We start from the raw sequence: 22,265 nt of genomic DNA on the forward strand, positions 1-22,265 counted from the left end.
AAAGACGCCCCGATGTTGTTAGCCTGGGCGCGCCGTTAGCTTCGCAACCTGACAGGAACCTGTCAGAATGGGCCATGCGAATCCTTCTGGTCGAAGATGAAGCCGCGCTGGCCGAGCGGGTCGTCGCGAACCTCGCGCGGCACGGCATGACGTGCGAATGGCTGGCGCAAGGCGAGGACGCGGTGGATTTCGCCAGCGACGGCTTCACCGTGCTGGTGGTCGACGTCGGCCTGCCCGGCATGTCGGGAATCGAGCTGGTGCGGGCGCTACGCGTCAAGGGCATCGCCACGCCGATCCTGATCCTGACCGCGCGCAGCGGGTGGGAGGAAAAGGTCGAGGGGCTGAACGCGGGCGCCGATGATTTCATCGTCAAGCCAGTACGCACGGAGGAGCTGGTCGCCCGGATCCACGCGCTGGCGCGGCGTGCGGCGGGACATAGTGCGACGCGGATCACCGCCGGGCGGATCGCGATCGACACCGCATCGGGCGAGGCATGGCTGGACGACCAGCCGGTGCCGCTGACCGCGCGCGAATTCCACCTGCTGCAGCTGCTGGTCTACAATGCCGGGCGGACGCTGACGCGGCAGAGCATCATCGACAGCCTGTATCCGCTGAGCGAGGAGCGGGACGAGAATGCGATCGAGGTGCTGGTCGGCCGATTGCGGCGCAAGATCGGCCGCGAGCATGTCGTGACGGTGCGCGGCCTCGGCTATCGGTTCGCGGCATGAGCCAGCCGCTGCACAACAGCCTGCGACTGCGGCTGATCGTCGGATCGGCCCTTGGCGTGATCCTCGCGGTCCTGCTCGCGGGGCTGTTCATCGGATATTTGTATCGCAGCCACACCACCGACCGTTTCCAGACCGAGCTGGATCACCATCTGGGCGAGTTGGTGGCGCTGATCGACTTCGATCCGCAAGGGCGCCCGGTGGTGCGACAGCCGCTGTCGGATCCGCAGTTCAACGTCGGGCGATCGGGACTGTACTGGCAGGTTGACGGGCCGCGGGGGAGCGCGCTGTCGCCCTCGCTCGCCGACGGGCTGCGGCTGATCCCCGCCGCGGATGAGGCGTGGCATCGCGGGCGGGCTGGCGCGGAGGAAGAGGTGCTCCAGCGCAGCGCGCGCGTGTTGCGGGACGGGCAGCCACTGACCGTCACCATCGCCTCGGCGCAGCACCTGCTGGAGGAACAGGTGGACCATTTCCGGTTCGACCTGACGCTGTCGATGACGGTGGTCGGCCTGTTGCTGCTGGGCGGGGCGGCGCTGCTGGTGCGATTCGGCCTGACGCCGGTTCGCCGGCTGGGTGAGGAGGTGGACCGGTTGCGCAACGGCGAGATCGAGCGGCTGGACCCGCATGTCCCGGCCGAGTTCGAGCCGGTCGTCACCCGATTCAACGCGCTGCTGGAGGGGCAGGCGCAGCTGATCGCGCGAGCGCGCACGGAATCGGGCAATCTCGCGCACAATCTGCGCACCCCGCTGGCGTTGATTACCGCGGAGGCCGAGCAACTGGAAAACGGCGGCCAGACGCAGAGCGCGGCGTTCCTGCTTGAACGCTGCCGCATGATGCAGCGGCAGATCGACTATCACCTTGCCCGTGCAGCCGCGGCGGGCACGCGCGGGGCGGGGACGCGGACCGCGGTCGCGCCGCTGCTGGTGCGGATCGTGGAGGCGATGCAGCGCCTCCATGCCGATCGCGGGATCAGGGTCGTGATCGACCTTCCCGACGGGCTGCGCCTGCCGTGCGACAGCGGTGATCTGGCCGAGATCCTGTCCAACCTGATCGACAATGCCTTCAAATGGGCGCGCAGCACGATCACCGTGGCGGGCGGGGATGACCGGATCACGATCAGCGATGACGGGCCCGGCATTCCCGCGGCGCAGCGCGCGCTGGTGACCAACATCGGTATCCGGCTGGACCCGGCGACGCCGGGGACGGGCCTTGGCCTGGCGGCGACGGCGGACCTGCTCCGCTTTTATGATGCGACGCTGACGCTGGACGATGCGCCACAGGGGGGGCTGAGCGTTACCGTCCGCTTTTGAACGTCTGCGTCGCGCGTCGGTGCTGCGCCGCGCTTCAGTGTTGCTCCTTTGTTACAGCAGGTAGCAAATCGCGTCGTGCCGCCGGAACTCATGCTCCCGCAATCGCGGTCGCGGCGTTTTCCCCGCCACAGGACAAAAGAAGCCAGAACGACAGGAAGCCAGCACGACAAAAGGGAGGAAGCCATGCAACGGTTCGCTCTTTTCGCAGGTAGTTCGACGGCGGCGCTCGGCGCCCTGATGCTTCCCGCGATCGCGGTAGCGCAGACCACTCCAGACACGACCCCCCAGACAGACCAAACGGCCACGGCTCAGGCGCCCACCCCCCGCACGGTGGCGGCGACAACCGAAGAAGACCCGGGCGACATCATCATCACCGGGTCGCGCATCGCGCGGCCCGCGGTGGACAATCCGCAACCGACCACCACCGTCGACGCCGCGACGATCAACAATCGCGGCTATCCGGAAATCGCCCGCGCGCTGAACGAGCTGCCCGGCTTTGGCGTGCCCGACAGTTCGCTGGTCGGCGACCAGGGCAACGGCTTTGGCGTCGGGCAGAGCTTCGTCAACCTGTACGGGCTGGGATCGCAGCGGACACTGACGCTGGTCAACGCGCGGCGGTTCGTGGGTGCGAACCCGGCGACGATCTTTTCATCGGGCGGCGCGGGCACGCAGGTCGACCTCAACACCATCCCGACCAAGCTGATCCAGCGGATCGAGACGATCTCCATTGGTGGCGCGCCGATCTATGGCGCCGATGCCATCGCGGGCACGGTGAACATCATCCTGCGCAACGATTACGAAGGGTTGGATGTCGACGGGCAGGTCGGGATCAGCCAGCGCGGCGATCTGGGCAACCAGCGCGTGCGCCTGCTCGCGGGGAAGAACTTTGCCGACGGGCGCGGCAACATCACGGTCAATGTTGAATACAATCACGATGACGGCCTGTTAGGCAACAAGCGCGAGATCATCCGGCGGCAGCTGGGCTTTATTGCGCCTGCGCCGGGCACGTCGCCCTTCAACCAGATACTCGTGGAAAACACGCGCACCTATCTGGGAACCCCGGCGGGCATTCCGTTCATCCGCGATGCCGCGCGACTGGTCCCGGCCACCGCGGGCGGCACGACGTCCGTTGTCCGCAATGCGGCGGGCCAGATCCTGGGTTTCGATCGCAACAGCAATCTGGTGCCGTTCAACATCGGAACTCCGACGCAGGACCCCACCACGTTTCTGGGCGGTGACAACCTGAACTTCGCCGACATCACCAACGCCCGCGTGAAGGATGACCGGTTCAACGCGGTGGCGCTGGCGAAATTTGACTTTTCGGACCGGATCACCGCCTTCGGCGAGGCGTGGTATTCCCGGAACAAGGCCACCAATCTCGCTGGTCAGCCGGTTTACAACACGGCCTTCTTCAGCGCGAGCGACCCAGGCGCCTTTGACGTCAACGGCAATTTCATCATCCCGCTGAACAATCCGTTCCTGACGCCGCAGGCGCGGGCATTGATAGTGCAGAACCTGACGGCGGCGGGGCTGCCCGCGGGCGACACGGACGTTTTCTACCTTGGGCGCGCCAATACCGATCTCGTCTCCGGCGTGGCGCGGCTGGATCAGGAAATGTACCGCTTCGTCGGCGGGTTGCGCGGCGATTTCTCGCTCGGCGAGCGGGTGTTCAACTGGGAAGTGTCGGCCAATTACGGCCGTACCAACAGCCGGTCGAGCCAGCCCTCGCTGGTGGAGCCGAACCTGCGGCGGGCGCTGAACGCCGGCTTCGACGCCAATGGCAATATCGTCTGCCTGCCGTTCAACCCGGACCCGAGCAACCCGGCGTCGCCGCCCAATGTGCCGCAATATAACGGCACCATCTCCACCACCTGCGCGCCGCTGAACCTGTTCGGTAGCGGCGCACCGAGCCAGGCGGCGCGCGATTATGTGACCACCAATGCGCGGACCGAGGCGATCACCTCGCAGCGCGATTTCCTGGCGACGCTGACCGGGCCGGTGTTCAAGCTGCCGGGGGGCGATTTCGCGATTTCCGTCGGCTATGAGAACCGCCGCGAATTCTCCCGCTTCTCGCCCGATGAATTCTACACCGAGGCGCTGGGCCGCTCGATCCCGATCCTTCCGGTGCGCGGGTCGTACACCACCAACGAAGTGTTCGGGGAGTTCCGCGCCCCGCTGATCGGGCCGGATCAGAACATCCCGTTGATCTACCAGCTGGAGATCAACGCGGCGGGCCGGTATGTCGACAATTCGGTCGCCGGCGGTGATTTCACCTGGACGGCGGGCGGCCGCTGGGCGCCGGTCGACGGCTTTGCGGTGCGGGGCAATTACACCCGCGCGATCCGCGCGCCGGCGGTGACGGAATTGTTCGCCGCCGACCAGCCGGCGTTCGATGGCGGGTTTGATCCGTGCGATTCCCAGAACCTGACCAGCGGGCCCAACCCGGCGGTGCGCCAGGCCAATTGCGCGGCGGCCGGCCTACCGACGGATTTCTCGTCGCTGATCAACTCGGTCACCGTGCCGATCACCGTGCTGGGCAATCGCGGACTGCAGAATGAGAAGGCCAATTCCTGGACCGTCGGCGGGGTCCTGACGCCCCGCTTCCTGCCCGGGTTTGCGCTGTCCGCCGATTATGTGAACATCAACCTCAAGAACACCATCGTATCGTCCAGTGCGACCGACGTGCTGAGCGGCTGCTACGACGCAACTGATTATCCGGACAATTTCTATTGCAGCCTGATCACCCGCGATACGACGCCGGGCGAAAGTTTCGGCCAGGTGCTGACGCTGGATGAGCCGTTCATCAACCAGGGCGGGCGTCGGTTTGAGGCAGTGATCGTCGAGGCGAGCTATCGCCGTACATTTGGCGAGATCGGGGTAAATGCCACCGTCAATTACCAGCATCTGATAAAGCAGGAGAACCAGATCAACTCGGCGACCCCTTGGGTTAGCGATCGAGGAGAGATCGGCCAGAGTATCGACCGTTTCAACGTCAATCTGACGCTGGATCGCGGGCCGATCAGCTGGTTCAACCAGGTGCAATATACCGGCCCGGCGGTGTTCAACGCGACCGATACGCCAACCACGCGCGAGTTCCGCGGGATCGGCAGCTACGCGATCTGGAATACCGCGATCATCATCCGTGCGAGCGACAATTTCGATTTCCGCTTCAACATCGACAATGTGACCGACCGGGGCGTCCCTTTCCCGGCGACGGCAGGAGCGGGGACGCTCAACACCTATTACCAGGGGCTGGTGGGCCGTGCGTTCCTGATGGGGGCGAACGTCCATTTCTGATGGGACGGGAGAGGGGCCGGAAAGCCGCCGCTCTCCCCCGCCCTATGCGTCAGAACAGCGGCGCCGCCATCGTCAGCAGATTATCGAAGAAGCGGCGCGGCAGCGATCGGGCGGTGACGCCGCCGGGGGAAATCTCGATCGCATCCGCCAGCCAGCGGCGCTGGTGCGCGCTGACCGCCTCGGCCAGCTCGGGCGACTGGATCAACATGTTGTTCTCGAAATTGAGGTCCAGGCTGCGGCGATCCATGTTGGCGGACCCGACCAGCACCAATGCCCCGTCCACCACCAGTGTCTTCGCGTGGAGCAGCCCGCCGCGAAATTCGAAGATGCGGGCACCGGCCCGGGCAAGGACGGGGTAATAGGCCCGGCTGATCGCGCCGGTGATGAAGCTGTCGTTGCGGTTGGGGAAGATGATGCTGAGGTCCACCCCGCGGCGCGCGGCGGCGACAATCGCGTCGAGCAGCGGGGGATCGGGCGCAAAATAGGGCGTGGTGATCACCACGTGATGCTCGGCGGCCGCGAGCACCGCGGCGAAAATGTTGGTCATGGTGGAGGCGGGGGACAGGGGGCCGGTGCCGACCGCGATGGCGGGATAGCCGTGACGCGGCGTGAGTGGCGGCTGGTCCGCGAACACGGCGGGCATGTCCTCCCCCGTTTCAACCATCCAGGCCGAAGCGAAGATCAGTTCCGCCTGGCGGACCACCGGTCCTTCGAAGCGGAAGAGGATATCGACCCAGGGAGCAAAGCGGCGCTTGGGCAGGAAGGCGGCGTCGGCGCAATTCTGACTGCCGCACCACCCAATGCGGCCGTCGATGACCGCGATCTTGCGATGGTTGCGAAGATCGGTGCGGTGGCCGGCGAGGAAGCCGATCCCCCAGGGGACCGTGAGCGAGGCGCATAGCCGCGCGCCCGCCGCGCGCATCGCCGCCCATTGGGGCGAGCGGATCAGCGAGCGCGAGCCGATCGCGTCCGCGACGATGCGGCAGGTGACGCCGCGCTGCGCCGCGCGGCAGATCGCATCGGCGACGCGCGAGCCGTTATGGTCGGTCAGCCAGATGTAGAAGGACAGGTGCACGCTCGACCGGGCGGCATCGATATCGGCGACGACACGGTCGATCGCGCTGTCGGCATCGGGCGCCACCCAGGGCGCGGTGGCGGTCGACAATGGCCAGCCGCTCGCCGTCTCACAGGTGCGAAAAGCGTTGCGTGCCACCGCGGAGGGCGGGTCCGGGGCTGGCGGCGGGGCGTGCTCGACCAGCGCGCGGTGGACGAGCCGCGTACGGCGACGAAGGCGCGGCGACACCCATGGCTCGCCAAACAACAGGTAGAGTATGGTTCCGATCGTCGGCAACGCGACCAGCAGCAGCAGCCACGCGGCGCGGGCATATGGCTCCCGCCGCTCCAGCAGCACGGCGCGCGCCACCACTGCGGTATAGACCGCAACCAGGATCAGCCATGGCGCCCAGCCGAGATGGTCCATCCGCCCTTCGCCGCGTCGGCCGAACGCCAACCGCGCCAGCCTACGCCTGTTTGCGAGGCGGGCGCCATCCCGTGTTGATGCGGATGGTCACCGCGCCGGGTCCGCCCAACGACCACGCCGGCGCTGCCAGCGCAACAGGCCGGTGACGAACAGCGCGGTGGGCGCCAGGCCGATCAGAACCGCGAGAATGCGGCCGACGACCCCGCCGGCTGATCCATCATGCAGCGGGCGCGCCCAGGCATTGATCGCGGTGCCGAGACCGCCGTCACGCACATTGTGCAACGCGACGATGCCAGCGCTACGCTGATCGACGAAGACATAGCTGCCGGGAAAGCGGCGGTGCGGGTCGCCCGGCACCTGGATGCGGACGCGATACGGCACGGCGGGATCGCCCGGCACGTCGATGAAGGCGAGCCGGGCATCGGGCACTGCCGCACGGACGCCGGCCAGCGCGCGGGTAATCGGCAGCGCCGGTCCGCTGCCTGCGATCGCTGGCGGCTCCGGCACCGCCGCGGTCGACAGCAGCGCCGCCTTGACCGCCGGCAGTGCGAGGATGACGCCGGTCGCGACAAGGATCAGCAGCAAGCCGCCGCTTCCCACCCCGACGAGCCGGTGGATGTCGTTGAGGCGGCGGATCGGCGGTGCTTTGCGACGGAACGCCAGCGCCTTGCGCCACGAGCCGCGCGGCCACCAGGCGATCAAGCCGCTCAACAGCAGCACCAGCATGATGACGCCCGACCAACCGACGACCTGTGCGCCGACGTCCCCCGCGAGGAGATGCATGTGCAGTTCGTAGAGCCAGCTCATCAGATAGCCGCCCCACGGTGCGACGCGCAGGATGCGGCTGCCATCGGCGGAGAACCACACCATCAGCCGCTGCGGGTGGCGCACCGTACTGGAAGTAGGCGGATAGTAGCGCGCCGGGATCGCGCCGCCGCCCCCGGTCACCTCGAACGACCATTTGCCCGCCGGATCGAAGCGTGCGGCGTGCGCCGTCGCCAGCGCACGATCCCACACTGGCGACGTCCAGCCCGGCGCGGGTGCCCGCTGCTCCACCTGCGTTTCGGGATGCAGCGCCGCGTCGATGCCGACGTAGAAGACCAGCGCCGATCCGGTGAGGCTGATCACGGCGAACAGCAATCCGATCGTTAGCCCCAGCCACAGGTGGATGCGTCGCGCGGCCGACCGCCAGGGCTGCCGTCCCGCCGTTACGGTCTGCGCTCCTGTCCGGGACACGGTCAGAACCGCGCGCGGATCGCGCCGAACAGGCTGCGCGGATCGGCCGGCGCGTGCAGCCGCTGGGTGCCGTCGTACCAGACATATTCGTAGCGATCATTGGCGAGGTTGCGCACCTGCGCGGACAGCTCCAGCGCGTCGTTCAGCCGATAGGCGAGTTCCGCGGTAAGCTGGAAATAGCCGCCATAGCGTCCCTGATCGTTGGCGGTGGTGAGTTCATAGGAGGATTGCCCATTGCCCCACAGCGAGGCGCGCCACGGCAGGGTCGTCGGGGCCCATTCAACGCCTGCGGTGACGACGTTCTGGGGGACGTGGTCGATCGCATTGCCCGCGGTGAGTGGGGCGTCGGGATCGGGCACGCGAATGACCGCCTTTTGATGCGACCAGCTGGCCCAGGCGGACAGGCCGGGCAGCGGGCGGACTTGTGCCTCCAGGTCTAGACCCCGGCGGCGGGTTGCGCCGAGATTGTCGAATTCACCGGAGGGATCGTTGAGGCGCCGGCGCAGCTCGCCACTCGCCGTCTGCTGCCAGACCGCGGCGCGCGCGGTCAGCCAGCGGCCGTGCGACAGCTTGACGCCGCCCTCCCACCCTTCGTTGATCGAAGGCGCCACATCGCGCACGCGCGGCGGCACGACAAAGGCGCCTGAGCCCGCGCCCACCTGAAAGGTGCGACCGTAATTGGCGTAAGCGGTCAGCCCGGCGGTGGGCGTCACCGCGACCGACAGCTTCGGCTGGCTGATCGTGCCATAATCGTTAACCGGTGCGCGCGCGCCGTTCAGCCGGTTCAGGAAGTCACCGTCGACCCGGTCAATCCGCCACGCCGGGGTGATCGTCAGCCACGGCGCCGGGGTGACGATCGCCTGAACATAAGCGCCGCCCACCGTGAGGTCGAAATCCTGGTCGCGCGTCGGTGCGGTGATGATCCGCCGGTCGGTCGTCCAGCGCAGGCTGCGATTGTGTTGCCATTGCACGTCGCCCCCGGCCTCCGCCATCAGCCAGCCCGCGGCATGCCAGTGCACGCCGGCGACCACGCCATAATGCTGTTCCTGCGTCAGCCGGCGCTGCTGCGCGACATTGGCGGAGAAGCGCACGTATCGATCGTCATCGTTGGTCGTCGCATAGCCGATCGCGGTCAGTGACAGGTCGCGCGCCAGATCGGCGTCGAGGTGCAGGCTGTACTGGCTGAGATTACGGGTGCCGCCGTCGGTCTCAGACACGGCATAGGATCGCCGCCGGTCGATATAGGCGTCGGCATCGGTGAGGTAGCCGGGCTCCTCGGCCGTGCTGCGGCTGTGCCGAGCGATCAGGCCGACCCGCGCGCCGCCCAAATCGTAGAACCACTTACCCGCCAGCGTCAGCCGGTCGAGGTCGGCGTGATCGCGGTAACCCCCCGTCCGGCGATAGGAGAGCGCGACATTCTGGCTGAGGCGGCCGGTTTCGACGCCGGCGGCGAGCTGTGCGTCAAAGGTGTCGAACGCGCCAGCGATGCCGCGCATGTCGAGGTAATTGCCGCCGGTGCGCGTCTTGATATTGGCGCTGCCGGCGATGGCATGGAGGCCCCAGCGCGGGTCGGACGTGCCACGTACCAGCTCCACCGCGGCGATATCGAGCGGCGCCACCAGGTCGATGAAGTCGGTTCGCCCGGCATTGTCGTTGGACGGGACGCCGTCGATCAGCAGCTTGACGGCGTTGATCTCGCCCTCTCCGTTGAAGCCGCGGATCGAGAAGCGGCCCGATGTCGTGCCCTGGTTGAAATCGGTCAGCACCACCCCGGGCAGGCGGGCGAACAATTCCCAGGCGTTGTCGACATTCTGCCGCTGGGCAAGATCGCCGCCGAGGACATCGACCGAGGTGAGCACATTGGCGGTGGAGCGTGCCATATCGCGCGCGGTGACGACGATGGCATCGTCGCCGATCGCAATATGGGTGTCGCCGCGCTGGGCGGAAGCGGCATCGGGAAGGGCAAGGACGGGGGAGGGAGCGGCGACGCACAGGGCGGCGCCGCCGAGCAACAGGCTGCGGACCATGACAGGACTTTCTTGCTGACGAGGGCCTGCCGGGCACGCGACGCGGCAGGGGCGCGACCGCGCGAACGCGAGGCGGCAGTGTCGCCGGCCGGTCAATCCGGTCGGCGCGTCAGATCAGCAGCGGTGGTCCGCGCAACGGAGGGCGCAGGTAGAGGGCGGCGCGCGGCAGGCGCCGCACCATCGGGCGAAGCGCCTGGCCTGCCACGATCGCCAGCGCGGCGACCAGCAGCACGGCGTCGACCGCACCCAGGAACTGCGTCGAAAGCCCGGCAAAGGCGCAGGGCATGTCGCCCCCGCCACCATCCTTGGACGAGTCACTGCCGGGCGTGGCATGATCCATACCCGGTATGACGATCTCCATCGTCTGCGGGCCGAAGCCCGAACAGACCGCGACGGTGATCCGCCCATCATCGGGAACGATCATGTAGCCGGTGGGGACCAGCACCTTCAGCAGCAACGCCGCGGCACAGATCAGCACCGGGACGAGGCGTTGCGCCAACAGATTCCGGATCGCGCCCACGGCATCGCGGATATCGCCTGCGTGCGGCGGTGTCACTGGGACATTTTGTCGCCGGGGATAATCAGGTTGGGCAACGGGCGTCGCCGGCTTCAGCCGGTCAGTTCCTGCCGGACGATCTGCGCGCCAGCGCCCAGCGCCTTCAGCTTGCCCTGGGCCACGGCACGCGGCAGCGGGGCCATGCCGCAATTGGTGGCCGGATACAGTTTGTCCGCATCGACGAAGCGCAGCGCCTGGCGCAGCGTCTCGGCAACCTCCTGCGCGGTTTCGACCTGTTCGGTCGCGACGTCGATCGCGCCGACCATGACCTTCTTGCCCCGGATCAGTTCCATCAGATTCATCGGCACCCGCGAATTGCGGCATTCGAGCGAGATGATGTCGATGTTCGATTGCTGCAGGCGAGGGAAGGTTTCCTCATATTGCCGCCACTCGGAGCCGAGCGTCCTTTTCCAGTCGGTATTGGCCTTGATGCCATAGCCGTAGCAGATGTGCACCGCCGTCTCGGCGGTCAGCCCCTCGGCGGCGCGTTCCAGCGCAGCAATGCCCCAGTCGTTCGCCTCGTCGAAGAACACGTTGAACGCCGGTTCGTCGAACTGGATGATGTCGACCCCAGCCGCCTCCAGCTCACGCGCCTCCTGGTTGAGGATGCCGGCAAATTCCCACGCCAGCTTCTCCCGGCTGCGGTAATGCGCGTCGTACAAGGTATCGATCATCGTCATCGGGCCGGGGAGGGTCCATTTGATCGGTTGATCGGTCTGCGCACGCAGATAGCGGGCATCATCGACGAACACGGGACGGGGGCGCGACACGGGGCCGGTTACCGTCGGCACGCTGGCGTCGTAGCGATCGCGGATGCGCACGGTCTCGCAACGATCGAAGTCGACGCCGTTCAGATGCTCGATGAAGGTGGTGACGAAATGCTGGCGGGTCTGCTCGCCGTCGCCGATGATGGTGATCCCGGCCTGGCGCTGATCATCCACCGCAAGCCGCAGGGCGTCGCGCTGCGCATCCGCGAGTTCGGCATCGGCGAGCTTCCACGGCGACCAGAGCGTCTCCGGCGTGGCGAGCCACGCGGGCTTGGGCAGACTGCCGGCGGTGGTGGTCGGCAACACTGTGGTCATCATTGGATTCCTTGGGTGAATGGGGGTCACAGGCCGCACGTCGCTGACCATTGTTCGAGCATCGCGCCATGCGGGCGGATGACATGTTCCTCGGCAAAGCGGCCCTGCGCGACGGCGAGGCGGCTGCGTTCTTCGCGGTCGTAGGCGATGCGCGTCAGCGAATAATCCTGCCGCGTGAGGCTGGGCCGATAGTCATGCGCGGCGACCGAATTGGCGTTGTAGATTTCCGGCCGGTAGATCTTCTGGAAGGTCTCCATCGTCGCGACGGTGCTGGCCAGTTCGAGATGGGTATAATCGTCGAGCAGCCGACCCTGATGGTAGAAGGCGAGCGGGGCGGCGGCGTGCGGCGGCATGAAATAGCGCACCGCGAGGCCCATCTTGGCGAAATAGCTGTCGGTCGCGGAGTGATGCTCGCATCGATACTCCACGCCCAGGACCGGGTGGGAGTTGGTGGTGCGATGATAGATCTCGCGGCTGGAGACGCTGAGGCAGAACACCGGCGGCTTGCCAAACTGGTCGCGATAGGCGCTGGAGCCCAAGAAGTGCCGGAACAGCTTGCCATGTAACTCGCCGAACCCCTCCGGCGCACCGCCGCATGGGCTGCGCCGCTGGTAATCGGGCAGGCGGATGCTGAAATCATAGTCGCGGATGTAGGAGGACAGGCTGTTGCCGGTCATGCCGTCGGTCCACGCGCCGCTCTGCCGGTCGAGCACCGTCGTCGCCAGCATCTCGATCAGCGGCAGGCCGACCGGGTCGCCATCGGTGATCGCCAGGTGAGCGGAGACGATGCGCAGCGCGAGGGCGTAGCGATCACCGCCGGGATTGTCCCAGTGCATCAGTGCGTTGAAGCGATTGTCGATCATCCGCAGCGTGTTGCGCAGGTTCTCTGCCCGCGCCTCGCCCCGCGCCAGATTGGCGAAGTTGGTGGTCAGCCGCGTACTGTCGCCGGGCTGATAGTCCTCGTCAAAAGGGATGCTGCTGGTCGTGAACGTGAAACCGCTGTTCGTCATGACTCACCTGCTGTTGTACGAACAGGGGAGCCAGAGGGAGCGCGCACGTCATCGATGGTCCGCGATGGCAGTCACCATCCACGGTTCTCCGGCGCGATCCACCGGAGGAACCCCCGTCCGAGGAACGTTATCGCGTCGGAGGCAGGTCTCCTGGCTTGCGGGTCAACACGGCAGTTCCGGCCTTCCCGGACCCGTTACAGGGCCCAGTGACACGAAATGGAACTGCCGCTCTCCGCTCACAGTTGCGGGGGCAGCGCCGGAATCCGCCCCTTCTGGAACGTCACCGGCTTCCCGTCTTAGCCCCATCGCCACGCCTGGGATGGGGAACCTCGACAGGGCCGGTTGAACATCATCCAACCAGCCCTGTCAATGCTGATATAAAGATATGTTTATATCATGATGTCCGCTGCGGTCGTGCCGCTGCATTCATCAGAAACGAATGCCGATGCCGGCCACGACCTGATGCCGCTGCGGACGGAATTTGGAATAGGTGATGCCGTCGTCGAACTTGTCAGCCGAATAGTTGGTGAAGACGTATTCGAGCTTTCCATAGACGTTGTTGGCGACCATCACCTCGCCGCCGGCACCCAGATGGAAGCCGCCGTGATTGTCCTTGAACCGCACCCGTTCGTCATCGACGAAATCATCGGCCTCGAACTTCAGCTGGCCGTTGGAATAGCCGCCCTTAAGATAGACGACGCCCTGGTCCGTGACGTAGCCCGCCCGTGCGCCGACGGTGAAATTGCGTCCGCCCTTCAGACAGGCACGATCGCCGAACGGGCTGGTGTCGCAGTCCTTGATGGACGATCCCTCGACCCCGACATAGCCGCCAACCAGGAACCGGCTGTCGGTGACATAGTCATAGCCCGCTTCGATACCGTAAGTGACGCCGCTCTTTCCGTTCTTGTCGGAAATGTCTACCAGAGGGTCGCGAAATTCAGTCTTGAACTCACCCCGGTCCCAGCCGAACCGGGCTTCGACGCGACCGCTGGATTGGATCGCCCCGGCGGATTGCGACGCAGCGGGCGCAGCGATGAGGATCGCAAGCGCGGTCCCGATGAAATACTTCATATCGCCTCACTCTCTTTGGCCGGATCACTCTTTACCGACACCCGCGACATAAGCGCGGCCCAAGCCACGGCATATCGGGAGATGCACGTATCGCGCGGCGCATGGTGGAAATGCGCCGCCGAAACCGATCAGAAGCGAAAGCCGAGTGTCGCCATGACGTTGCGCGGCGCGGCCATGAAGCAGTCGCCACGCGCCAGGCAGGAGGCGAAGGCGCGTTCGTCGAACAGATTGGTCGCGTTGACCGCGAGACGCCACTGGTTCCAGCTGACCTCCGCCAGCGCGTCCACGGTAGTACGTGCGGGCGTCACGATCGTGTAGAGCGTGCCGGGCGCAATCGCGGGGTTGAGGGCATAAGGATCGAGCGGGCCGGTCGACTTGCTGTTGCCGCTGTAGACGATGCCGGCACCGAGCCGCAGCTGCGGACCGTCCGCGCTGGTCGCGAAGGTCTTCGTCGACCACAAGGATGCGGTGTGCCGCGGCATGTAATCGAGGCTGGTGTTCACTTCCGAATCCAGCTCGCTGTAGCCGTAGTTCAGCAGCAGTTCGAAATTGCCCGGCAGCGTGTGGCTGGCCTCGAATTCGAACCCCTTGGTCGTGAGCTCGCCGGACTGAGTGGTCACGTTGTTGGCGAGGTAGAGGACGCGGTTGCGCTCCTTGATGTGGAATCCGGTGACGGTGACGAGCGTGGTGGGCGCGGGCTGCCACTTCACGCCGGCTTCATATTGCGTGCCGGTCTGCGGTCTGAACGGATTGCCCGGAACACCGCCGGGCCCGGACAGCCGCCCGGCGATCGGCAGGAAGCTTTCGGTATAGCTGAAGAAAGGCGAGATGCCGGCGCCGATCTCCCCGATAATGCCGGCACGGAAGGTGGTGGCGTTGTCTTCCTGCCCCGACGAATTGGTGACATGGTCCCGGCGGGCGCCGACGATCACCGAGACACGGTCGAACAGACGGATCTGGTCCTGCACGTACACGCCGAGCTGCTTTTGCGATTCATTGACGAACGGACCCGTCGGATCGTAGGTCAGCAGTGCATCGTAATCGATGTCATAGAGGTCGACGACCTCCAGCGCAGGCGACAGCGCCACGCCCCGCTTCCCGACCTTGTTCCAGCTATAGTCCAGCCCGACAAGCAACGTGTGTTCGACATTGGCGCCGGTGTTGAAAGTGAACTGCAGATTGTTGTCGGTCGAGAAGACGTTCATCCGCGCGTCGCTGGCATCAGCGGTCAGGCCGATATGGCGACCGTCGGTGCCATAGACCGAAAAGGGATCGGTCGGGTTGGTGTAGCTGTCGGCATAATGGGTGAAATATTCGAGGTCGCTGTCGATGTAGCGCGCCTTGAGGCTGAGCCGGACATTGTCGGAGAAACGGTGCACCAGCTGCCCGCCGCCCTGCAGTGAGCGTCCGTTGTAGCGATCCCACCCCGCCTTGCCGACGAACGTATAGGGATCGAGCCGCGCGCCCGGGTTTGCGGGATTGGGGCGGAAGGTGCCGACGATCGGCAGGAACTGCGAGGTCGAGCCGGTATCGTCCTCCTGGTACAGACCGGTCAGGATGATGTCGGTCGCGGCGGTCGGCTGCCAGCGGATCGACGGCGCGACCATCACGCGGTCATCGGGGACGTTGTCGACATAGGTGTCGGCATCGCGCACGCGGCCCACCAGGCGCACCGCCAGCGTGTCGGTGACGGCTAGGTTGACGTCGCCCAGCGCTTCCTTGCGGTTGTAATTGCCATAGACGAGGTTGAGTTCGCCGCCGGTGCGAAATTCCGGCACCTTGGACACCAGATTGACGAGGCCGCCGATCGACCCCTGGCCAAACAGAACCGAGGCAGGCCCGCGCACGATTTCCACACGGGAAAAGTTATACGGGTCCGAGGTGATACTGGCGTAATACGAGAAGATGTCGCGCATGCCGTCGCGGAACTGCAGCGCATTGATGCCGCGCACGTTGAACCCGTCGACGCGGGTGTCACGGCCATAGGGGTTGGCGAGCACGCCGGCGGCGTACTTCACCGTGTCGCTGATGTTGATCGCGCCCTGCGAAAGATAGGTGCCCGAATCGATGATCGTCAGCGGCTGGGGCACCTGCGTCAGCGGGGTTTCGGTCTTGGTACCGGCATTGCTGCCCACGACGACGATTTCGTCCTCCGGCGTGGTGGCCGCGTCGGTCTGCTGGGTAGCGGCGGGGGCAGAGGCGGGGGCGCCGGACGGGGTGAGCGCAGCCTCCTGCGCCAGAGCGGTCTGGCTCAGCAGCGCGCTTGCTACCCCCGCCGCTACGATCAGTTTCGCCATGTCCGCCCTTTCGAGAAATGTAATCGTTCGTTGCCGGCGCCCTCTAAATGCGTGCGAAAGATTATCAATAGCATTTTTCTTGCCATCGGCGGATCGTGTTTCTATTCGCTGCGCCATGGCCGAGCCGACCCCTTCAGCGCAGCCGAACGCCCGCCAGCGATGGGCGCGAATCCTGCTCGCCGGGCCGGGCGCGATCATCGTGACGCTGGCGCTGCTGGCCGGCATGCCGCTGTGGCTGCCGGCCGGCGCCGCAGGAATCGACAACCTGGCGATTCCGCTGGTGACAGCGCCGTTGATCTGGGCGCTGCTGTTCTTTCACGCCTGCCTTGACCGCAACCTGACGCGAGTCGCGCTGGTCGCTGGCGCATTGCTGCTGGTCCATGGCGGACTGGTCGCCACCCGCATGATGGCCGGGCCCCCTGCCGCGGAGAGGAACCTATGATTCAACTGAGGAAGGATCAGACCAAGGCGATGGTCGCGGTCCACGGCTGGTCGGGCATCCTGCTCGGCCTGCTGTTGTATGCGGTGGTGCTGACCGGCACGGCGGCGGTGTTCGCGCACGAGATCGGCGCCTGGTCGGCGGGCCATGTGGCGACCAAATCCTCCTTCGCGCAGCCGGTCGACGCCACGCTGCGCCGCCTGACCGCGCAGACGCCGCGGCAGTATCAGGAAGCGGTCAACATCTGGGAGACCGGCGACCATGGCCTGGGCGTGTTCTTCCACCGGCACGAGACGGGCGCTGACGGAGTTCCGACCGAGGCCGGCGTCTTCTACCAGCTCGACCATCAGGGGCGGGTGCTGAACGCCACCACCGGCAATATCGACGACCTGTTCGGGCCGCGCAACGACGATGCGCTGAGCACCTTCCTGGTCGACACGCACGTCCGGTTGCATGTGCCCAACCCATGGGGGCTGGTGCTGACCGGGATCCTGGGGCTGGCGATGCTGGTCGCCGCCATTTCGGGGCTGCTGATCCACCGCCATTTGTTCAAGGACATCTTCACCCTGCGCCGCGGTGCCAAGCCGGTGCTGGCGACGCGCGACCGTCACAGCGTGGCGGGCACGTGGAGCCTGCCGTTCGCCTTCGTACTGGCGTTCACCGGCAGCTTCTTCTCCTTCTACGGCACGGTCGGGCTTCCGGTCGTCGCGACGGCGGCGTTCAGCGGCGATGTCGAGGCGCTGCAGCATGCCGTCTTCGGCAATCCCGGCACGCCCGATCCGCGCCCGGCGGCGAGCGGCAACCTCGACCGGATCACCAGCGATGCGATCCGGCGCACGGGCGAAGTGCCGACCTTTGTCGCGATCGAGAATTTCGGCCGCAGCGACGCCACGGTGACCAGCTATCACAATCCGCGCGAAGGCGACCTGGAGCCGGTCGCGCTGCTCTACAATGGTGCCACGGCCGAGTTCATCCGCGCCAAGCCGCAGGTCGGCGCGGGCCCCTCCGCCGGGGGGACTCTGGTCGGCATCATGGGGCCACTCCATTTCGGCAATTTCGCGGGGCTGTTGTCCAAGGCGATCTGGTTCGGGCTGGGGTTTGCCATGTGCTACGTCACCTATACCGGGATGCGGCTGTGGGTGGTGCGGCGGCGTGAGGATGCGCGGTCGCTTGCGTGGCTTGAACGGACGCTGACCGTGGTGGGATTTGGCCTGCCGCTGGGGCTGGCGGTGGCCGCGGCCGGCTTCCTCGTGACGATGCCGCACGGCGGCGCGGTCTATTGGACGACGACCGTCTTCCTGATCGCGTCGGCAGTGGCGATCATCGCTGGCGTGGTGGCGCGCAGCAACGATGCGTTGATGCTCATGCTGAAGGGTGCGACCGGCCTCGTGATGCTGATGCTGCCACTGCTGCGGCTTGTCGCTGCGGGCGGGCCGGGCTGGACCGCGGCGATCGCATCGGGCCAGGCGGTGATCCCCGCACTTGACCTGGCCTTTGTCGTTGCTGGCGGCTGGCTGCTGCGGGGGTGCTGGCAGGCGCGCCCGCTGACGCTGCCCGAGCGGCCGCGGCGGATGGAGGCGGTGGAGGCGTGAGCACGCTGGCGCTTGCCCTCGTCGCACTGGCGCTGTCGGCGCCCGCCGTCCTTCTGTTGTGCCGCGACGATCCCAAGCGCCGCCGCGCCGCGGGGCAGGGCGGGGGCGCGACCCGGCGGGCGCGATCGTTGCTGGTGGGCTGGGCCTGTGCGCCGGCGCTTGGCTGCATTGCGCTAGGCAACAGCGCGGCGTTCATGCTGTGGCTTGGCGGGGCGGCGCTGCTCGGCTGGCTAGCGGCGGGGAGCTTTGCGCGGCCGGCAAGGTGAGGGCGGGTGGCACCTGTACTTAAGGACAGGTTAGCGGGAGTATCTCTGAACAAATCTTGTGATCGCCGATACTTGCGGCACAGTTCTGCACAGAACAGTGAAGTTGAGCCGTGAAACCGGCGTGCGTCACATGCATTGGCAGCGGCATCTGGAACCTGAAAGGAAAGGAACCAACGTGTCCGCGCTTCGCAATCTGATGATCCTGGCGGCGGGAGGCATGATAACGGCCCCGCCCGCTTATGCCGAGCCGCAGGCGAGGACGGCCGCAACCGCTGCCACCGCGTCCAAAACCATCGTCGAGAACGCCTCGGCGCTGCCCGATCTCAGCACGCTCGTCGCCGCGGTAAAGGCCGCAGGGCTGGTCGACACGCTGAACGGCGCTGGCCCGTTCACGGTCTTCGCCCCGACCAATTCGGCCTTTTCCGCGCTTCCGGCGGGCACCGTCGACACGCTGCTGAAGCCGGAGAACAAGGCGCAGCTGACCGGTGTCCTCACCTATCATGTCGTGTCGGGCAAGGTGACCGCGGCTGACCTTGCGCGCCAGATCCGAGCCGGCGGTGGCAAGGCGATGCTGACGACCGTGCAGGGCGCGCCGCTTACCGCGAGCATGTCGGGTGACAAGGTCATCATCACTGACGCGGCCGGCGGCACTGCAACGGTCAGCATGGCCGATGTTCAGCAGTCGAACGGCGTCGTGCACGTCATCGACAAGGTGCTGCTCCCCAGCGCGTAACGGCGCGCTGCTCACTATCCCTGCTACTACCCCTGTCGCTACCCCTGGTCCCTGCGGAGGGCTCCGGTCGAAAGGCCGGAGCCCGATGCGGGTGACTAGAACCCGGCCTCGACCGCCGTGCGGATCGCCTCCGCCGCGGTCCGGCACCCCAGCGCCTTCAGCAGCGCGGCGCGGTGCATCTTCACGGTCCGTTCGCTGATCCCCATTTCATAGGCGATCTGCTTGTTCATCAGCCCCCCGGTCATGAACCGCAGCACGTCGCGTTGGCGCGACGACAGGCGCTCGATCGCGCAGCGCCCGCCCGTCGTCGGTCGCCCGGCGGTCACGTCGAACTGAGAGCCCAGGATGAAGCGCAGCGCGCCGTCCGCCTCGAAGATCGGGGCGAGCATCACTGCATTGCGAAAGGGGCTGCCGTCCTTGCGATAATTCAGGATCTCGACCAGCGTCGTGCGCCGGTCACGCACCGCGCAGCGCAATTCCTCGGTCAGGTGCAGCTCCGTATCGGGGCCCCGGAGGAACCGGCAGTTGCGCCCGATCACTTCCTCGGCAGCATAGCCGGTCAACGCGCTGAAGGCGTCATTGCACGCCACGATGGGCGTGTCGGGCAGCGTCGGGTCGCTGATAACCGCGGCGACGGAGCTGCCGGAGATCATCTCGAGCGGCGACATGGTCGCCGGTTTCGCATTCCATCGCGCGCAATGCAAATTACAAGATGTTGCGCAGCATGTTGCGCCGCACTCTTCCTACCCTGCCCAGACAGTTCGTTTCCATTGGCGGCGCAGCGCCTCGTCGAGCGCAGTTATCACGCTAGCCACGCAAGTCTAGTTGATGCGACGCCGAGAGATCACCTATTTTGCCAAAGTCAAGATGTCCGAACACCCATGGATGTGCAGTCTTGTCGTTTCGATTGTGTCCCGCACATCGGCACTGGGCGGCGCAGCCTTTCGGCACGTGCTGCTCATGTGGCTTTGATTAAGGGGATTGATATGCGGAAACTGGCCTATTTGCTGGCAGCACCGGCGGTGGTGCTTGCCATGCCGGCGGCAGCGCAGGATGTGTACGTGGGCGTCAGCGGCGGTCTGTCGCTGCCGGAGGATTCCGCCAATCGTGGCCGCTTCACCAGCGATGTTGCCGCGACCCCGGACTATCCGGCGATCGCATCGGGCACGCCGCTGGCCTGGACGACCCGGTTCAAGAGCGGTTTCAACATTTCGGGCCAAATCGGCGCGCGCTTCGACAACGGCTTCCGGACCGAACTGGAGGTGGCCTACTCGCAATATGACGTGCGGCGTCACCGCAACCTCAGCGTCGGCGGAACGGAGATCGACGGCCTTGACGTGTCGGTGCTCACGCGCGGTGCCCCGGCCGCCGGCAACCCTACCGTCGGGCAGGTGATCAACGACGGTCGCGGCAAGGTGAAGAACCTGGGTGCTTTCGCCAACGTCTTCTACGATTTCAACCGTGCCGAGGCGTTCCAGCCCTATCTGGGCGCGGGCCTTGGTGTGCAGCGGGTCGACGTAGAATATCGCCCGTCGGGCGCCGACGTGGCGAATGATGACCAGACGCGTTTCGCCTATCAGTTCATGGCCGGCGCAACCTACCAGGTGTCGCCGCGCGTCGACCTGTTCGCCCAGTACACCTATCGCCGCACCGAGGGGCGCGCGAATGTCGACCTTAACCTATTGCCCGCACGGCTCGGGGTGGAGTCCAACCAGTCGATCGTCGGGGCTGGCCTTCGCTTCAAGCTGAACTGACGTGCCGTATCGCCGCACCAGGCACGTCGGGGCCGGTCGGCGGCCGGGAAAGTCCTGCCCTCAACTCCCGGCACCGAACGGCTGCGGCATCAACGGTGCGGCCCATGACTGAAGTATCCTGAGCAACCTCCCTGTGTGTCCTCCTCGTCCTGCGACGGTGCCACTGCCCCGGCACCGACGCGGGGCGCTTTTCTGCCGGAGTGCCAGCGCCGCGCTCGCTGGACCTTCCGCCCGCCTGCCGGGTTGTCCTGGTGCCGAACAAGGGAGTGACTGATGAAGACGCGCAATGCCGTGATCGCCGCAGGGCTGCTGGCCGGGGTCGTGACGACAGCCGCGATGTTCGCCGGGCGGAAGACGGGCGTGCTGGACAAGACGCTGGATCGTGACGCGGTCGACTGGATCGACGAGACCACCGGTTCCCGCGAGGTGATCGGCGACACGGGAACGAGCCTGGTCGAATTCACCAACCATCTCGGCGCGTCGGTGAGTTTTGCCGCGCTTTATCCACCGCTGCGCCGTGCCTTTCCGACGGTCTCGCCGGTGGTTCTCGGAACGCTCTATGGCACGGGGCTTTACGTGGTGAACATCGCCGGGATCGCGCCATTGCTCGGTATCACCGAAGGCGAATTTGCGGCGGGCCCGAAGAAAGCGGCAGAGCGGTGGTCGCTGCATGTCCTCCAGTCGGTCACCACCGCGCTGGCGATCGAGCGGCTGGCCGACGATCTGCCCTGAGAGCGCCGGCCTTACCCTTGTCCTGTAGACCATCGTCCGGCCGCGGCGCACGGCAACGGCGGGATGACGCGGGCCGCTAGGCAGACAGATGCTGATACAGGATCGTGCTGCCGACCACGACGAGGACCACGCCGCCTGCGATTGCGGCGTAATTGCCAAGATAGGCTCCCACGCGCTTGCCCAGCATCACGCCGCCCGTGGCGACAAAGCTGGTGGTGCCCCCGATAATGAGGCAGGCGATCCAGATGTTGACGTCCATCAGCGCCAGCGTGACACCGACGGCGGCCGCATCGATGCTGGTCGCAATCGCGGTGAGAGATAGCTTGAGGTAGCTCGGCTGCTCGAGCGCTGCCGTCGACGCGGCGGGAGGTGTCCCGTCACCCTTCAGCGCCTGAACGATCATGTGCCCACCAATGCCAAGCAGCAGGACAAACGACGCCCAGTGATCCCAGTCGGCGATCCAGTCGTTGACCAGGTAGCCGAGGAGCCAGCCCAGCGCCGGCGTCACCGCCTCAAAGAAACCGAAGACCAGCCCGATCCGAAGCGCGTCCCCCCAGCGGGCCTTGGGCTGTTGCGCGCCCTTGCCGAGCGCCGCGGCGAATGCGTCGACGGACAGGCTCGCGCCCAAGGCGCCGAGCGTCAGAATTCCTGGCATTAT

General features: G+C 66.2%; 19 protein-coding genes and 1 riboswitch. Of the genes, 9 read left to right on the plus strand and 10 right to left on the minus strand.

From position 1 onward, the window contains the following. The first annotated feature begins 74 nt into the window (after positions 1 to 74). The 3 genes from XM50_RS03750 to XM50_RS03760 all read left to right on the plus strand — a co-directional run bounded on the left by XM50_RS03750 (position 75) and on the right by XM50_RS03760 (position 5,332). Positions 75 to 728 (plus strand): response regulator transcription factor, encoded by a 654-nt coding sequence (locus tag XM50_RS03750; protein WP_046407469.1) that lies wholly within the window; start codon positions 75 to 77, stop codon positions 726 to 728. Further along, positions 725 to 2,035, plus strand: coding sequence for a sensor histidine kinase (locus XM50_RS03755; RefSeq protein WP_046407471.1), 1,311 nt, complete (start codon positions 725 to 727; stop codon positions 2,033 to 2,035). The genes XM50_RS03750 and XM50_RS03755 overlap by 4 nt, the downstream gene beginning before the upstream one ends. Positions 2,036 to 2,218: 183 nt before the next feature. After that, the gene (locus tag XM50_RS03760) at positions 2,219 to 5,332 is read left to right on the plus strand and encodes a TonB-dependent receptor domain-containing protein (RefSeq protein WP_046407473.1); all 3,114 of its coding nucleotides are present in this window, start codon (positions 2,219 to 2,221) and stop codon (positions 5,330 to 5,332) included. Between the two features lie 49 nt (positions 5,333 to 5,381). Here the strand turns inward: XM50_RS03760 and cls are convergent, their stop codons facing one another. The 8 genes from cls to XM50_RS03800 all read right to left on the minus strand — a co-directional run bounded on the left by cls (position 5,382) and on the right by XM50_RS03800 (position 16,091). Further along, the gene (gene cls / locus XM50_RS03765) at positions 5,382 to 6,842 is read right to left on the minus strand and encodes a cardiolipin synthase (protein ID WP_231621843.1); all 1,461 of its coding nucleotides are present in this window, start codon (positions 6,840 to 6,842) and stop codon (positions 5,382 to 5,384) included. 57 nt (positions 6,843 to 6,899) lie between these two features. Further along, positions 6,900 to 8,048, minus strand: coding sequence for a PepSY-associated TM helix domain-containing protein (locus XM50_RS03770; protein WP_046407474.1), 1,149 nt, complete (start codon positions 8,046 to 8,048; stop codon positions 6,900 to 6,902). 2 nt (positions 8,049 to 8,050) lie between these two features. Further along, on the minus strand, positions 8,051 to 10,075 hold the full coding sequence (locus tag XM50_RS03775; protein WP_046407476.1) for a TonB-dependent receptor: 2,025 nt from the start codon (positions 10,073 to 10,075) through the stop codon (positions 8,051 to 8,053). Positions 10,076 to 10,184: 109 nt separating this feature from the next. Continuing rightward, positions 10,185 to 10,631, minus strand: coding sequence for a DUF2946 family protein (locus tag XM50_RS03780; protein ID WP_052742408.1), 447 nt, complete (start codon positions 10,629 to 10,631; stop codon positions 10,185 to 10,187). A 53-nt stretch (positions 10,632 to 10,684) separates the two neighbouring features. Continuing rightward, positions 10,685 to 11,713: a methionine synthase gene (locus tag XM50_RS03785; protein ID WP_046407520.1), complete on the minus strand. Its 1,029-nt coding sequence runs from the start codon at positions 11,711 to 11,713 to the stop codon at positions 10,685 to 10,687. A gap of 26 nt (positions 11,714 to 11,739) precedes the next feature. Beyond that, positions 11,740 to 12,723 (minus strand): putative oxygenase MesX, encoded by a 984-nt coding sequence (locus tag XM50_RS03790; protein WP_046407477.1) that lies wholly within the window; start codon positions 12,721 to 12,723, stop codon positions 11,740 to 11,742. A gap of 123 nt (positions 12,724 to 12,846) precedes the next feature. After that, positions 12,847 to 13,070: riboswitch (cobalamin riboswitch) on the minus strand. Between the two features lie 82 nt (positions 13,071 to 13,152). Next, positions 13,153 to 13,794, minus strand: a complete 642-nt coding sequence (locus XM50_RS03795) for an outer membrane protein (RefSeq protein WP_046407479.1) — start codon at positions 13,792 to 13,794, stop codon at positions 13,153 to 13,155. A gap of 128 nt (positions 13,795 to 13,922) precedes the next feature. Beyond that, positions 13,923 to 16,091, minus strand: a complete 2,169-nt coding sequence (locus tag XM50_RS03800) for a TonB-dependent siderophore receptor (protein WP_046407480.1) — start codon at positions 16,089 to 16,091, stop codon at positions 13,923 to 13,925. 115 nt (positions 16,092 to 16,206) lie between these two features. Here XM50_RS03800 and XM50_RS03805 point away from each other — a divergent pair, with 115 nt between their 5' ends. The 4 genes from XM50_RS03805 (at position 16,207) to XM50_RS03820 (ending at position 19,121) form a co-directional block, all read left to right on the plus strand. Then, entirely contained in the window at positions 16,207 to 16,533 is a 327-nt protein-coding gene (locus XM50_RS03805; protein ID WP_046407481.1) for a hypothetical protein, read from the plus strand. Then, positions 16,530 to 18,122 carry a PepSY-associated TM helix domain-containing protein gene (locus tag XM50_RS03810; RefSeq protein WP_046407482.1) on the plus strand — a complete coding sequence of 531 codons (1,593 nt, stop codon included), beginning with the start codon at positions 16,530 to 16,532 and terminating at the stop codon, positions 18,120 to 18,122. The genes XM50_RS03805 and XM50_RS03810 overlap by 4 nt, the downstream gene beginning before the upstream one ends. Then, positions 18,119 to 18,388 (plus strand): hypothetical protein, encoded by a 270-nt coding sequence (locus XM50_RS03815; protein WP_046407484.1) that lies wholly within the window; start codon positions 18,119 to 18,121, stop codon positions 18,386 to 18,388. The genes XM50_RS03810 and XM50_RS03815 overlap by 4 nt, the downstream gene beginning before the upstream one ends. Before the next feature lie 196 nt (positions 18,389 to 18,584). Continuing rightward, the gene (locus XM50_RS03820; protein WP_082102687.1) at positions 18,585 to 19,121 is read left to right on the plus strand and encodes a fasciclin domain-containing protein; all 537 of its coding nucleotides are present in this window, start codon (positions 18,585 to 18,587) and stop codon (positions 19,119 to 19,121) included. Between the two features lie 95 nt (positions 19,122 to 19,216). Here the strand turns inward: XM50_RS03820 and XM50_RS03825 are convergent, their stop codons facing one another. Continuing rightward, positions 19,217 to 19,789, minus strand: a complete 573-nt coding sequence (locus XM50_RS03825; RefSeq protein ID WP_046407486.1) for a LuxR C-terminal-related transcriptional regulator — start codon at positions 19,787 to 19,789, stop codon at positions 19,217 to 19,219. Positions 19,790 to 20,107: 318 nt separating this feature from the next. Here XM50_RS03825 and XM50_RS03830 point away from each other — a divergent pair, with 318 nt between their 5' ends. Next, on the plus strand, positions 20,108 to 20,875 hold the full coding sequence (locus XM50_RS03830) for an outer membrane beta-barrel protein (protein WP_046407487.1): 768 nt from the start codon (positions 20,108 to 20,110) through the stop codon (positions 20,873 to 20,875). A gap of 273 nt (positions 20,876 to 21,148) precedes the next feature. Beyond that, the gene (locus XM50_RS03835) at positions 21,149 to 21,607 is read left to right on the plus strand and encodes a hypothetical protein (RefSeq protein ID WP_046407489.1); all 459 of its coding nucleotides are present in this window, start codon (positions 21,149 to 21,151) and stop codon (positions 21,605 to 21,607) included. A gap of 76 nt (positions 21,608 to 21,683) precedes the next feature. Here XM50_RS03835 and XM50_RS03840 read toward each other — a convergent pair whose 3' ends face one another. After that, positions 21,684 to 22,262 carry a manganese efflux pump MntP gene (locus tag XM50_RS03840; RefSeq protein WP_046407491.1) on the minus strand — a complete coding sequence of 193 codons (579 nt, stop codon included), beginning with the start codon at positions 22,260 to 22,262 and terminating at the stop codon, positions 21,684 to 21,686. Positions 22,263 to 22,265 lie beyond the last annotated feature (3 nt).

Source organism: Sphingomonas sp. Ag1 (genome assembly GCF_000980895.1).
In the GTDB taxonomy this organism is placed as follows: domain Bacteria; phylum Pseudomonadota; class Alphaproteobacteria; order Sphingomonadales; family Sphingomonadaceae; genus Sphingomonas; species Sphingomonas panaciterrae.

Coding starts and splice junctions, on each gene's coding strand:
- XM50_RS03750 (WP_046407469.1), top strand. CDS start 75: ATGCGAATCCTTCTGGTCGAAGATGAAGCCGCGCTGGCCGAGCGGGTC.
- XM50_RS03755 (WP_046407471.1), top strand. CDS start 725: ATGAGCCAGCCGCTGCACAACAGCCTGCGACTGCGGCTGATCGTCGGA.
- XM50_RS03760 (WP_046407473.1), top strand. CDS start 2,219: ATGCAACGGTTCGCTCTTTTCGCAGGTAGTTCGACGGCGGCGCTCGGC.
- XM50_RS03775 (WP_046407476.1), bottom strand. CDS start 10,075: ATGGTCCGCAGCCTGTTGCTCGGCGGCGCCGCCCTGTGCGTCGCCGCT.
- XM50_RS03785 (WP_046407520.1), bottom strand. CDS start 11,713: ATGACCACAGTGTTGCCGACCACCACCGCCGGCAGTCTGCCCAAGCCC.
- XM50_RS03790 (WP_046407477.1), bottom strand. CDS start 12,723: ATGACGAACAGCGGTTTCACGTTCACGACCAGCAGCATCCCTTTTGAC.
- XM50_RS03795 (WP_046407479.1), bottom strand. CDS start 13,794: ATGAAGTATTTCATCGGGACCGCGCTTGCGATCCTCATCGCTGCGCCC.
- XM50_RS03800 (WP_046407480.1), bottom strand. CDS start 16,091: ATGGCGAAACTGATCGTAGCGGCGGGGGTAGCAAGCGCGCTGCTGAGC.
- XM50_RS03805 (WP_046407481.1), top strand. CDS start 16,207: ATGGCCGAGCCGACCCCTTCAGCGCAGCCGAACGCCCGCCAGCGATGG.
- XM50_RS03810 (WP_046407482.1), top strand. CDS start 16,530: ATGATTCAACTGAGGAAGGATCAGACCAAGGCGATGGTCGCGGTCCAC.
- XM50_RS03820 (WP_082102687.1), top strand. CDS start 18,585: ATGATCCTGGCGGCGGGAGGCATGATAACGGCCCCGCCCGCTTATGCC.
- XM50_RS03825 (WP_046407486.1), bottom strand. CDS start 19,789: ATGTCGCCGCTCGAGATGATCTCCGGCAGCTCCGTCGCCGCGGTTATC.
- XM50_RS03830 (WP_046407487.1), top strand. CDS start 20,108: ATGCGGAAACTGGCCTATTTGCTGGCAGCACCGGCGGTGGTGCTTGCC.
- XM50_RS03835 (WP_046407489.1), top strand. CDS start 21,149: ATGAAGACGCGCAATGCCGTGATCGCCGCAGGGCTGCTGGCCGGGGTC.
- XM50_RS03840 (WP_046407491.1), bottom strand. CDS start 22,262: ATGCCAGGAATTCTGACGCTCGGCGCCTTGGGCGCGAGCCTGTCCGTC.